This window comes from Tardiphaga sp., assembly GCF_028290495.1.
Taxonomy (GTDB): Bacteria; Pseudomonadota; Alphaproteobacteria; order Rhizobiales; family Xanthobacteraceae; genus Tardiphaga.
Map to the genome: position 1 here is coordinate 1 of NZ_JAQGJT010000149.1, position 11,872 is coordinate 11,872.

The window sequence follows — 11,872 nt, forward strand, 5'->3', positions numbered from 1 at the left end:
CGTCATCGCGGCGCCGGTCTCGGCGGCGGCAATGACGAGCGCGAGCAGACCCTCAACCAGTTGCTGGTCGAGATGGACGGCTTCGAGGCCAATGAAGGCGTGATCCTGATCGCCGCCACCAACCGTCCGGACGTGCTGGATCCCGCTTTGCTGCGTCCCGGCCGCTTCGATCGTCAGGTCGTGGTGCCGAACCCGGATGTCGTCGGTCGCGAACAGATCCTCAAGGTGCATGTCCGCAAGGTGCCGCTGGCGCCGGATATCAACCTCAAGACCATCGCACGTGGCACCCCGGGTTTCTCCGGAGCCGACCTGATGAACCTCGTCAACGAAGCCGCTCTCACCGCCGCGCGTCGCAACAAGCGCATGGTGACGCAGAGCGAGTTCGAAGAGGCCAAGGACAAGGTGATGATGGGCGCCGAGCGCAAGTCGCTGGTCATGACCGAAGAAGAGAAGATGCTGACGGCCTATCACGAGAGCGGTCACGCCATCGTCGGCCTCAACGTCGTCGCCACCGACCCGATCCACAAGGCGACCATCATCCCGCGCGGCCGTGCGCTGGGCATGGTGATGCAGTTGCCGGAGCGCGACAAGCTGTCGATGTCGCTGGAGCAGATGACCTCGCGCCTTGCCATCATGATGGGCGGCCGTGTCGCCGAAGAACTGATCTTCGGCCGCAACAAGGTGACGTCCGGTGCATCTTCCGACATCGAGCAGGCCACGCGCCTTGCCCGCATGATGGTGACGCGCTGGGGCCTGTCGGAAGAACTCGGCACGGTGTCGTATGGCGAGAACCAGGACGAGGTGTTCCTCGGCATGTCCGTGTCGCGCACGCAGAATGCTTCCGAGGCCACCGTGCAGAAGATCGACAGTGAAATCCGCCGTCTGGTCGAGGAAGGCTACAACGAGGCGACCAAGATCCTCACCGAGAAGCGTCGGGATCTGGAAGCCCTCGCCAAGGGCCTGCTGGAATTCGAGACGCTCTCGGGTGACGAGATCACCGATCTGCTGAACGGCAAGAAGCCGAACCGCGAATCTGTACTCGAACCGACCGGCCCGCGCACCTCGGCGGTTCCCCCCGCCGGCAAGCCGCGCCCGCGCCCCGACGCCGGCCTGGAGCCGCAGCCGCAGGCGTGACGCGACCTTCGATGAATTGAGAAAACGCGGCCGAATGGCCGCGTTTTTTTGTGCGGTCACCATCGGGAAGTGGCCCTTAAATCTTCCTCAATGCCGGCGAGGCATCTTCAAAGCGCGCTGTTGCGCGAAGGGGATGGCCGATGGCGGCGCAGACGCTGGCTCCAGTACCGGACGACACCGCGATTCCGAAGCCGCTGCTGTACGCCTGCTTCGTGCTGGCCGTGCTGCATGCGACGTTCTTCGCGGCATTCTATGGCCGCGGCTGGATCTTCGACGAGGCAGGGTTGGGGATGCCGACCGACTTCGTCAACGTCTGGTCGGCCGGCCGGCTCGCGCTCGATGGTCATCCGGCGCAGGCGTGGGACTGGGCTATCCAGAAAGCGGTTCAGGTCGGGGTGCTCGGTCAGAGCTATCCCGGCAATTTCGCCTGGCACTATCCGCCGCCGTTTCTGTTCGTCGCCGAACAGCTGGCGAGGCTGCCGTACCGGCTGGCCTTTGCCGGCTGGGCGGCGCTGAGCTTCGTGCCGTACCTGTTGATGATGCGCGCGGTTGTCGGTCGTCCGTTCGGGCTGCTGCTGGCGGCGGCGTTTCCGGTCGTGCTGACCAATACGCTGGTCGGGCAGAACGGCTTTCTCACGGCGTCCTTGATCGGCGGCGTGCTGGTGCTGCTGCCGGCGCGGCCGGTATGGGCCGGCATTTGCCTCGGCCTGCTCAGCTACAAGCCGCAATATGGCCTGCTGTTTCCGCTGGTGCTGATCGCCGCCATGCAGTGGCGGGTGTTTGTCGCGGCCGGTGTCACCGCGGTGCTGCTGGCGGCGGCATCGTGGCTGGCCTATGGCGCCGAGAGTTGGCAGACGTTCTTTCACTGGATGCCGATGTTCTCGCAGGCCTTCCTCACCGAAGGCCGTGCGCCGTGGGGCAAGATGCAGAGCATTTTTGCTCTCGTGCGTTACTTCCGCGGCAGCGAGCCGCTCGGCTGGACGTTCCAGTGGATCATGACCGCGGCGGTCGCCGCGGCGCTGGTGTGGCTGTGGCGAAGCCGCGTGCGCTATGAGTGGAAAGCGGCGGCATTGGCCACCGGAACGCTGCTGGTGACCCCGTATCTGTTTCTCTACGACGTCATGGTGCTGGCTATCGCGGCCGGCTTCATCGTCCGCGTCGGGCTGGCCGAGGGCTTTGCGCGCTACGAGTTGCCGGGTCTCAGCCTTGCTGCGGCGCTGCTGATCGTGTTTCCCGCGGTTGGCGCACCGACCGGCTTTGCCGCGACGCTGCTGGTGGCAGCGTTGATCGGGCGGCGCTGCGGGCTGTTCCAACGCAAACCTTCTCTATCCGCGGTCAGCCTTGCGTTAGATTGATCAAAGCCTGCTCTCGATCGCCAGCCGCACCAGTTCGGCCGGCGTGCGCAGGCCGAGCTTGTGGCGCATCATCGAGGAGGTGTTGGCGATCGTTTTGTAGGAGGCATGCACCAGCCAGGCGATCTCGGTGAGGCTCTTGCCGGCGGCGAGCAGGCGCAGGATCTCGATCTCGCGGGTGTTGAGCTTGCCGAGCCGGTCGTCGGGTCTCGCAAAAGCAATGCTGCGCGCCGTCGCCGGGGTCAGATACACGCCGCCGCGCTCGACCTCGCGGATGGCGTCCACCAGATCGTGCGGATCGCCGGACTTCGAGACATAGCCTTTGGCGCCGGCCTCGATCGCGCGCGACGCGAATAGCGGGTCGTCGTTCATGCTGAACATGATGAGTTTTGCGTCGGCGTCGCGCGCCAGCAGCCGGCGCGCCAGTTCATAGCCAGAGACGCCGGGCAGGTTGATATCCAGCACGCAAATATCCGGCTGCTGTGCGACGAACGCGGCTTCGCCGGCGTCGGCGTCGGCCGCGTCGAACACCTCGATGTCGCTGTCGCCGGCCAGCAGCGCGCGGCAGCCGGAAACGACGATCGGGTGGTCTTCGACAATCAGGACACGCATCGGCCCCATCCGTGGATGCAATTCCGGTTGGCGTCATCTACTGTCGCTGAAGTAGAACGTTGCTACACTTTGCTGTCAATCAATACGCATGTTGCAGAGCGGCGGAACGTGATGTGGCGCACACTCTCCTTGCAGGCGCGACTGACCACGCTGCTGGCGCTGGTGTTGCTGGCCGGCCTCGTGATCAATATCGGCCGCCTGGTGCTGGAGGCTCGCCCGCGCGTGGCCGCCGAGGACCAGAGCGTGGTCCGGCTGGCGCGTGAATTCATTGCGGTGCTGGTGGTCGATCTTGCCGAGGCGCCGGACCCGGAAGCGCGGCTGGCGCGCATCGTCGGGGACCTCAGCCAGCTGCGCCATGTCAGCATCGTCCATGAAGGGCAGGGTGCCATGCCTGTGCCGTCCGTGCCGGTCGCAGATGCCGTGATCGCGCCTCCCGTGTGGTTCGTGTGGCTGGTGCAGCCGGAGCAGACCACGTTGCGGGTGCCGGTCGTGGTCAACGGTCGGTCGCTGGGCGCGCTGGTGATCGCGTCGCACCCTACCGACGAAATGGCGGAAATCTGGGACGGCATCGTCACGCAGATCGAGGTCGGTGCGGCGATCGCTGCGGTGCTGTTCGGGATCACGATGCTGGTGGTCGGTCGGGCGCTGGCGCCGCTGCGGCAGATTGCGGACGCCATGGTGAAGATCGAAGGCGGCGGCTATGCGATCCGCGTCACACCCGCGGGTTCCCCCGAACTCGCGGATATCTGCGCGCGGCTGAACCACCTCGCCGCCGTGCTAGGTGAGGCCGTCGAGGACAAGCGGCAGTTGGCCGAGCGCGTCGTATCGCTGCAGGACGTCGAGCGCCGCGAGATCGCGCGGGAACTGCACGACGAGTTCGGACCGTTTCTGTTTGCGTTGCGCGCGCATGGCAGCGCGTTGCTACGGGTCGCGGGCTCCGCACCGGCAGATGTCGCGGCGATCCGGACGCATGGCGAAGCCATGCTGGCGCAGGTCGGGCAGTTGCAGCAGCTCAATCGCCGCGTGCTGGAGCGGTTGCGGCCGGCAGGATTGAGCGAGCTCGGTCTGCGCGAGGCGCTGGGCGCGCTGCTGCGCTGGTGGCGCGAGGCGCATCCCGGGGTCGCCGTGGAAATGACCATCGCGCCCTCGCTCGGCGCGATGCACGAGACCATAGAGCTGACAATCTATCGCGTGGTGCAGGAGGCGCTGACCAATGTGTTCCGCCACGCCGGCGCGACGCGCGTGACCGTGGCGATTGCGCCGGTGGGCAAGGATGTTGTCTCGGTCCGCGTGCAGGACGACGGCGCCGGCCTTGCCGCCGATCATCAGCTTGGTCTCGGCCTCACCGGCATGCGCGAGCGCGTGCTGGCGCTGGGCGGCACGGTGAATGTGACGTCGGCGGAGCAGGGCGTCACGGTGGAGGCGGACGTGCCAATGGGACGGCGTGGATGAGTCGAGTTCACCTCGATCAGCATTGCCCGGAAAAAGGAACGAGCGACCCGGTTGTCTCGAAGAACCGGATCGCCCGCTTTCGCGGGTGAAGATAGCGGCGCGTGGGACGCCGCTACAGTTTCACCCGTATCCCGCCGTAGATCGCGAAGGGCGAGCCCGGCACTTCGGTGCGCTGGTCGGTCAGCGCGATCGGGAGGCCGGCCTTCGATGTGCCTCCGGGTTCGAAATAGGTGCCGAACAGCGCGTACTGCTTGTTGAACAGGTTGTTGACGACACCGAACAGAGTGACGTTCTTGGTCACCTCGAATGAGGTGTGCAGGTTGACCACTGCATAGGACGGCAACAGCGGGTTCTGGTTGCCGTCGTCGCCGACATAATAGCGGCGGCCGACCGCGACCACGTCACCGCCAAACTTCCACTGCGGTGTTATCCAGTAATCGAGACCTGCTTTGAACTGGTGCTGCGGGATGCCGGGAATCCGGTTGCCCGACGTGACATGGACATTGCCGTTCGCGTCAGCGAGCGGATTGTTCGGCGAGGCGATGTCGCCGTCGAAACGGTAGATGGCGTCGATATAGCTGTAGCCGGCGTAAGCGAGCCAGCGCTCTGCTTTGTATTCGGCCGCCAGTTCGACGCCCTGGCGCCGCGTCTCCGGCACGTTCTGGTAATAGCCGCGGCCCTGGATGAAGCTGGCGAGGCTGACAATGTCATTGATGCTGTCGGTGCGGAACCAGCCCGCCTTCCATTCGATTTTCCCGTCAGCGAACGGAGAGGCGCCGCGCAGGCCGGCTTCATAGGTGTGGCCAACCACTTGCTGCAGCGGCGGGTCGGAGACCAGGAAGCTTTCCAGGAGGCATGGCTTGCTGGGATTGGAGCAGCCCAGTTCCAGCGGCGTCGGTGCGCGGTTGGATTCCGAATAGCCGCCATAGGCAGTGATCCACGGCGCGATCTTGTAGGTCAGGCCGACCACCGGGTTGAAGCGCGAGAAAGAGTGATCGCCGTTGAGGTCCGGGCTGGTGCCGAGCACGTCGCGTATCCGGATCTGGGCGACGTTGTATCGCCCGCCCGCGGTGGCGGCGAGCTTCTCGGTGATGTCGAAGGTGTCGGTGACGTACAGGCCGTAATAGGTGTTGTTGGTGTCGATCGTCACCGGCGTGTAGCCGACATTGCCGAGCGTGTGGATCACCGAGCCATTGCCCGGGATATTCGGATTGACGGTGATCGACAGATCCGGATTGATGTAGCCGAGCGTCGAGGTGGCGGCAAAGTTGGTGGCGCCGCGATCGATGCTGCCGCCGACCACGAAGTGGTTGCCGTGGCCGAATATCCTGTCGTCGTTGGTGGCCTGCAGCGAGCCGCCAAATGTATCGGATTTGGTATTCGTCCGGTCGATGGTGCCGTAGGGGATCGGCGAACAGGTGTTGCCGGAGCCGGCCGGGCAGGGGATTGGATTGTTGTTGGCGTCGAGGATTACGAACTGGTTGCGGAACGCGAGCGCCGCCGCGCCGGTGAACGGCACAGGACGTGGGAAGCCGTCATCTTCGAGGCACAGCCGGTTCGCGAACGACGACGAGTTGCTGCAGCGTTCAACGTTGCCGTCGTTGCCGTCGACATGTTCTTGGCGGAAGAAGCGGCCATACAGGTTGCCCTGCAGCGACCAGGTGTCAGTGACGGCATATTTGCCGTTGAGGCCGACCAGCGCCATCTGGTTGTCGGTGGTCTGCGGCGTGGTGTAGACCGCGTCGCGGCCGAGCGCGAGGAGTTGCACCGGTGTGGCTGCAGCGACGCCGAACGAACTTGACGACACTGCGCCGTAGAAATGCAGTTCGGCGCGGTCGTCGCGCCAACCGATGTCGCCGTAAAAGCGGCCGAGCTTGGCCGGCGACTTCTGCCGCCAGCCGTCGTCGGTCAGGCCCTGGGCCGCGATATAGACACCCCAGTTGCCCATCTCGGCACCGTATTGCAGGCCGCCCTGGCCGCGGCCGAACGAGCCGCCCTGGCCCTCGACTTCAAGGCCCTTGTAAGTGAAGCCGTTCTTGGTCTGCACGCTGATCGCGCCGCCCAGCGCGTTGAGGCCGAACACCGGATTGTTGGTGAAGACGTCGGCGCGCGAGATCGCGTTGGTCGGGATCAGGTCCCAGTTCACGGTGTCGCCGAACGACTCGTTGAGCCGGATGCCGTTCATGTAGACGGCAAGGCCCTGCGGAGTGCCCTGCAGCGGCGACGCCGCGAAGCCGCGGTAGCGGACTTCCTGCTGCACGCCGTTGCCATTGGGGTCCGACAGCGACACGCCCGGCACGCGCTGGAACAGGGTGTCGGTAACGTTCAGCGAATTGCTTCGCTGAAAGTCCTCGGCGGTCACGGTCGAAGTCAGCGACGGGATCTTGTCGCGATCGACGCCGGGTCCCTGGATCGGGGTGTTGGAGATCACCTGGATTTCGGGGAGCCGTTCCTGCGCCGCGGCGGGGGCGGAAATCATGATGGCTGCCGCGGACAGCAACCAGCCGCGCTTCGCCGCCGTCACTAAAATCCGAATGCCCATCGCTGTGCCCCCGATTTTCCCTTGCGCTTGCCGCGCGTTGGCCAAATCCTGCGGGATGGGCTCTGCTTTCGCAAACAAAATACCGTTGCGGCCGCGGGAATGTTTGACGCGCTGGTCGGGAAAAACTCCCGGTGCAATGCGAAGCCCCACGCCCCGCTGTCATTCCGGGTTCGCTCGCAGCTGGCGCCGCTCCAACCCCGGAATGACGAACGCCAATTTCGTGCATGGCCTCCATGAGTCCGCCGCTACTTGACCGGATCGTCGCCAGCCCGCACGGCAGGGGGCAAAGGCGGATCACTCTATGACTACGGGAATTACCAAAGCGCCGGCCTACTGGTCGACGGCAGGGATCGTGCCGGGGATCATCGCCATCGGGCCGATGCTGCCTGGCACGCTGGCGTTCGGCATGGCGTTTGGCGCGCTGTGCGCGCAGAAGCACTTTTCGCTGGCCGAGGTCGAATTGATGATGGCCACCGTCTACGGCGGGCTGTCACAATTCGTCGCGGTACAGTCGTGGCCGGACCGGTTGACGGCGTCGTCGATCGCGACGCTGGCGCTGCTGACGCTCACCGTCAATATCCGCTTCATGCTGATGAGCGCGACGCTGCGGCCTTGGTTCGGCACGCTGCCGGCGTGGCAGGCCTATCCTGCGATGCTGCTGGTCACTGACGGCGGCTGGCTGGCGGCGATGCGCTACCGCGACCACGGCGGCGCCAATGCCTGGTTCTACCTCGGCGGCGGCATCGTGCTGTACTTCGTCTGGCTGTTCTCTGCGATCCCCGGTTTTCTGCTCGCCGAACAGCTCACCGATCCCAAGAAGTACGGCGTCGATCTGGTGATGCCGGCGTTCTATGCGGCGATGCTGGTGCCGGCCTGGAAGGGCCCGCGCCGCGCCATCCCGTGGGTCGTGTCGGGTGTCGTCGCGCTGGTGGTGCACTATGTGCTGCCCGGATGGTGGTTCATCATCGCAGGTGCCCTGTCGGGCGCGATATCGGCCGGGTTGATGGACGAGCCGACGCCGGTCTTTCCTGCGGGAGCTTCGGCATGAACGAGTTTCTGCGCAGCGATGTGATGATCGCCTTTGCGGTCATGACCGCGGTGACGGTGGCGTCACGGCTCGGCGGCTACTGGCTGATGGGCTATGTCAACGTGACGCCGCGGGTGCGCCGCATGCTGGACGCGCTGCCGGGTTCGATCATCGTCGCGGCGGCGCTGCCGGTGGCGGTCAATGGCGGTCCGGTGGTGATGTTTGCGATCCTGGCCGCGATGGCGGTGACGATCATCCGCCGCAACGATTTCATTGCCGTCATCACCGGCATGGCGGTCGCCGCTTTGGCGCGGGCGGCCGGATTTGGCGGGTAAAACGGGGCTTGCCGCAGGCGCAGCCGGGTCCGCGCAAAACGACTTGTCAACAGCTGTGAATTGTTGTTCAGTTCTTATTGGCGAGTTGTTGCGAATCTCGCTCAAAACCTTGAAGTCGCGCGCCTTCTTGTCCCGCATCGAGCGGTCAAAGCAGGCGCCGGGGATGAGAAACGCGCATGGTTTATCGACGGACCACTCAGGTCGTAAAACGCTTGGCGGCGCGGCGCAGCGCCATTCTGGCGGCCGCGCGCGACACCTGCGCCGATGGCGGCATGGCCGCGGTGCAGATCGCCCCGGTCGCTATCCGCGCCAATGTCGCTGCCGGCACCGTCTACCGCTATTTTCCGTCCAAGGCCGACCTGATTTCCGAGCTTATCGCCGACGTCTCGCGCGATGAACTCGCCGCGATCCGCCGTGCGGCGGACGCCGCACCCGGCCCGTCTTCGGCGTTGGCCGCGGCGGTCACCACGGTGGCGGTACATGTGGTGTCGCATCGCAAATTGTCATGGGGCATTCTGGCCGAGCCGGTCGAGGTCGATGTCACGGAATCGCGTCTGGCCAGCCGCCGCGAGATCGCCGGCGAGATCGAGTTGCGCATCGCCGCTGCGATCCGTGCCGGTCATTTGCCGGCGCAGGATACGGCGCTGGCGGCGGCCGCATTGCTCGGCGCGTTGCATGAAGCCCTGGTCGGGCCGATGGCGCCGGACAATCTCGACGATCAGGTCAAGTTGCGTGATGCCGTGCAGACCGTGACGCTGCTGGCGCTACGCGCCGTCGGCGTAATGGACGCCCGCGCGAGGGGCCTCGTGGTGCAGGCCGTGCTGCCAACGCGGATGGCGGCGGGCGCGTAACGCTCCATCCCCGGCTCTGCGAAGCAATACTTCGTATTCCATCGCGCCCGGGGGATGTTTCTCCGGCTACTTCGCGATGATCTTGCCGTCCTTGTCGAACTGCGAGACGAATGCCCAGAGATCGTTGATCTCGGATTCCTTTTTGATCCCGGCGAAGGCCATCTTGGTGCCGGGGATCTTGGCTTTCGGATCCTTGATGTATTCCTTGAAGACCGCTTCGTTCCAGGTGATGCCGGAATTCTTGTTGGCGTCGGAATAGGAATAACCTTCCGCCTGACCGGATTTGCGGCCGTCGATGCCGTTCAGTTCCGGACCGACCTTGTTCTTGGCGCCTTCGCCGATCGCATGGCAGGCCAGGCACTTGTTGAACGAGGACTTGCCGGCGGCGACATCCTGCGCGAGCGCGGCGGAGGATACGGCGGCGGACGCAGCGACAATAGCGAGGGCGCAGAGGAGCTTCTTCATGGATGGCTCTTTCAACAGTTGGCTTTCCCGGACGGATTTTGTTGCACGTGGCCCGCATCGTGCCAAGCCGGATCATGCCGGAACCGTGACGATTCCGGCAATGCTTGGGTGAACTACCCAAATCGTGCCAGACGTGCTTTGATTCAGGACAATCAAGGCCGTCCGCGACAGGATGGGTGCCCGCGGGAGATTCAATATGACCATCATGATGCCCGCAGCGGACCAGGCGGTGCTGGCGCGCCGCGAGGCTATCGTTGCTGCACTGCGTAAGATCGTGCCGGGCGAGGGCGTGATCTCAAGCGCCGCCGAGATGCTGCCCTACGAGTCCGATGGGCTGATGGCCTATCGCCAGCCGCCGATGGTGGTGGTGCTGCCGGACACGACCGAGCAGGTCTCCAAAGTGCTGCGCTATTGCTTCGAAAACGGCATCAAGGTGGTGCCGAGGGGGTCGGGCACCTCGCTGTCCGGCGGCGCGCTGCCGTTGGCCGATGCGGTGCTGCTGGGTCTCGGCAAGTTCAAGCGCATTCGCGAGATCGATTTCGACAACCGTGCGGTGGTCACCGAGCCCGGCGTCACCAACCTCGCCATCAGCACTGCCGTGGCGCATGCGGGATTTTACTACGCGCCCGATCCGTCGTCGCAGATTGCGTGCTCGATCGGCGGCAATGTCGCTGAGAATTCCGGCGGCGTACACAGCCTGAAATACGGCATGACCACCAACAACCTGCTCGGCTGCGAGATCGTGTTGATGAACGGCGAGGTGGTCAAAATCGGCGGCAAGGCGGCGGAGCCGTCGGGCTACGACCTGATGGGCATCATCACCGGCTCCGAGGGGCTGCTGGGGGTCATCACCGAGATCACCGTGCGCATTCTGCAGAAGCCGGAAACGGCGCGCGCGCTGATGATCGGCTTTGCCGAGGTCGAGCAGGCCGGCCAGTGCGTCGCCGACGTGATCAGCGCAGGCATCATCCCCGGCGGCATGGAGATGATGGACAAGCCTGCGATCCACGCCGCCGAAGCCTTCGTGCATGCCGGCTATCCGCTGGACGTCGAGGCGCTATTGATCATCGAACTCGATGGCCCCGGCGTCGAGGTCGATGAACTGATCACGCGCGTCGAGGCCATCGCGCTCGGCTGCGGCTCGACGACGTGCCAGATCTCGACCTCCGAGCAGCAGCGGCTGCTGTTCTGGTCCGGCCGCAAGGCGGCATTCCCCGCGGTCGGCCGCATCTCGCCGGACTATCTGTGCATGGACGGCACCATTCCGCGCGCCGCTCTGCCGCTGGTGCTGCGGCGGATGAAGGAGATGTCGGCGAAATACGGCCTCGGCGTCGCCAACGTGTTTCACGCCGGCGACGGCAACCTGCATCCGCTCATTCTGTACGACGCCAACAAGCCCGGCGAGCTGCAGCGCGCCGAAGATTTCGGCGCCGACATCCTGAGGCATTGCGTGGAAGTCGGCTGCTTTCTCACCGGCGAGCACGGCGTCGGCATCGAGAAACGCGATTTGATGCCGTCGATGTTCAGCGAGATCGACCTCAACCAGCAGCAACGTTTGAAATGCGCCTTCGACGCCCAGGGCCTGCTCAATCCCGGCAAGGTGTTTCCGACCCTGCACCGCTGCGCCGAACTCGGCCGCGTCCATGTGCATGGCGGCAAGCTGGCGTTTCCCGAATTGCCGCGGTTCTAGCGCACGGGCTGACGCCCGTTCAAGAACGCGGATAAACCATTGAGCCCTGAACGTCTCTGACCCATGCTTGAACGATGCCGCGATGAGTGAATTTAGCGTCAGCTATCACGTTCGTGTCGGCGACAGCGGCGAGGCGCAGAAGCGGCTGCGCCATGCCAAACTTAGTGGGGTAATCTTCGGGCCGGCGAACGGCTGGCTGACCTTCGTCCCGTACGCGGACTCGGCCAGGTATCGGAAAGCGGACGGACCGGGTTTCGCAGATTATCTCTCTGGGCTGACCGGCCTCTCTTTTCTGCATTATTGCTATGCCGAAGACCATGGCTGGACTTTTGCGCTCGCGCGCGCGGAGCGCCCCTTGGTGCAATTTGCATGCTGGTGGAACCCGCGCCCGACGATCGCGCGTGATCAATTC

At 64.8% G+C, this 11,872-nt stretch carries 11 protein-coding genes; 8 read left to right on the forward strand and 3 right to left on the reverse strand.

Annotation, left to right across the window (positions count from 1 at the left end):
* Nucleotides 1-1,134 (forward strand): AAA family ATPase (locus tag JWQ24_RS22150; RefSeq protein WP_299812601.1); only part of this gene is annotated, 1,134 nt, incomplete at its 5' end.
* Nucleotides 1,135-1,274: 140 nt separating this feature from the next.
* A complete protein-coding gene (locus JWQ24_RS22155; RefSeq protein WP_299812602.1) occupies nucleotides 1,275-2,489 on the forward strand; it encodes a glycosyltransferase family 87 protein in 1,215 nt (404 codons plus the stop codon).
* On the opposite strand, the gene JWQ24_RS22160 is transcribed toward JWQ24_RS22155, so the two are convergent.
* On the reverse strand, nucleotides 2,490-3,098 hold the full coding sequence (locus JWQ24_RS22160; protein ID WP_299812603.1) for a response regulator transcription factor: 609 nt from the start codon (nucleotides 3,096-3,098) through the stop codon (nucleotides 2,490-2,492).
* Nucleotides 3,099-3,209: 111 nt separating this feature from the next.
* Here JWQ24_RS22160 and JWQ24_RS22165 point away from each other — a divergent pair, with 111 nt between their 5' ends.
* Nucleotides 3,210-4,550 carry an ATP-binding protein gene (locus tag JWQ24_RS22165; protein WP_299812604.1) on the forward strand — a complete coding sequence of 447 codons (1,341 nt, stop codon included), beginning with the start codon at nucleotides 3,210-3,212 and terminating at the stop codon, nucleotides 4,548-4,550.
* Nucleotides 4,551-4,662: 112 nt separating this feature from the next.
* Here the strand turns inward: JWQ24_RS22165 and JWQ24_RS22170 are convergent, their stop codons facing one another.
* The gene (locus tag JWQ24_RS22170; RefSeq protein ID WP_299812605.1) at nucleotides 4,663-7,092 is read right to left on the reverse strand and encodes a TonB-dependent receptor; all 2,430 of its coding nucleotides are present in this window, start codon (nucleotides 7,090-7,092) and stop codon (nucleotides 4,663-4,665) included.
* Between the two features lie 301 nt (nucleotides 7,093-7,393).
* Here JWQ24_RS22170 and JWQ24_RS22175 point away from each other — a divergent pair, with 301 nt between their 5' ends.
* The 3 genes from JWQ24_RS22175 (at nucleotide 7,394) to JWQ24_RS22185 (ending at nucleotide 9,305) form a co-directional block, all read left to right on the forward strand.
* Entirely contained in the window at nucleotides 7,394-8,140 is a 747-nt protein-coding gene (locus JWQ24_RS22175) for an AzlC family ABC transporter permease (RefSeq protein ID WP_299812606.1), read from the forward strand.
* A complete protein-coding gene (locus tag JWQ24_RS22180; protein ID WP_299812607.1) occupies nucleotides 8,137-8,454 on the forward strand; it encodes an AzlD domain-containing protein in 318 nt (105 codons plus the stop codon). Before JWQ24_RS22175 ends, JWQ24_RS22180 begins: the two co-directional genes overlap by 4 nt.
* A gap of 176 nt (nucleotides 8,455-8,630) precedes the next feature.
* Entirely contained in the window at nucleotides 8,631-9,305 is a 675-nt protein-coding gene (locus JWQ24_RS22185) for a TetR/AcrR family transcriptional regulator (protein ID WP_299812608.1), read from the forward strand.
* Between the two features lie 66 nt (nucleotides 9,306-9,371).
* On the opposite strand, the gene cycA is transcribed toward JWQ24_RS22185, so the two are convergent.
* Complete coding sequence (cycA, locus tag JWQ24_RS22190) at nucleotides 9,372-9,770, reverse strand: cytochrome c-550 CycA (RefSeq protein ID WP_299812609.1); 399 nt, start codon at nucleotides 9,768-9,770, stop codon at nucleotides 9,372-9,374.
* 196 nt (nucleotides 9,771-9,966) lie between these two features.
* Between cycA and JWQ24_RS22195 the strand changes: the two genes are divergently transcribed.
* Entirely contained in the window at nucleotides 9,967-11,460 is a 1,494-nt protein-coding gene (locus tag JWQ24_RS22195; RefSeq protein WP_299812610.1) for an FAD-linked oxidase C-terminal domain-containing protein, read from the forward strand.
* Between the two features lie 67 nt (nucleotides 11,461-11,527).
* Nucleotides 11,528-11,872 (forward strand): hypothetical protein (locus tag JWQ24_RS22200; RefSeq protein WP_299812611.1); only part of this gene is annotated, 345 nt, incomplete at its 3' end.

Coding starts and splice junctions, on each gene's coding strand:
- JWQ24_RS22155 (WP_299812602.1), top strand. CDS start 1,275: ATGGCGGCGCAGACGCTGGCTCCAGTACCGGACGACACCGCGATTCCG.
- JWQ24_RS22160 (WP_299812603.1), bottom strand. CDS start 3,098: ATGCGTGTCCTGATTGTCGAAGACCACCCGATCGTCGTTTCCGGCTGC.
- JWQ24_RS22165 (WP_299812604.1), top strand. CDS start 3,210: ATGTGGCGCACACTCTCCTTGCAGGCGCGACTGACCACGCTGCTGGCG.
- JWQ24_RS22170 (WP_299812605.1), bottom strand. CDS start 7,092: ATGGGCATTCGGATTTTAGTGACGGCGGCGAAGCGCGGCTGGTTGCTG.
- JWQ24_RS22175 (WP_299812606.1), top strand. CDS start 7,394: ATGACTACGGGAATTACCAAAGCGCCGGCCTACTGGTCGACGGCAGGG.
- JWQ24_RS22180 (WP_299812607.1), top strand. CDS start 8,137: ATGAACGAGTTTCTGCGCAGCGATGTGATGATCGCCTTTGCGGTCATG.
- JWQ24_RS22185 (WP_299812608.1), top strand. CDS start 8,631: ATGGTTTATCGACGGACCACTCAGGTCGTAAAACGCTTGGCGGCGCGG.
- cycA (WP_299812609.1), bottom strand. CDS start 9,770: ATGAAGAAGCTCCTCTGCGCCCTCGCTATTGTCGCTGCGTCCGCCGCC.
- JWQ24_RS22195 (WP_299812610.1), top strand. CDS start 9,967: ATGACCATCATGATGCCCGCAGCGGACCAGGCGGTGCTGGCGCGCCGC.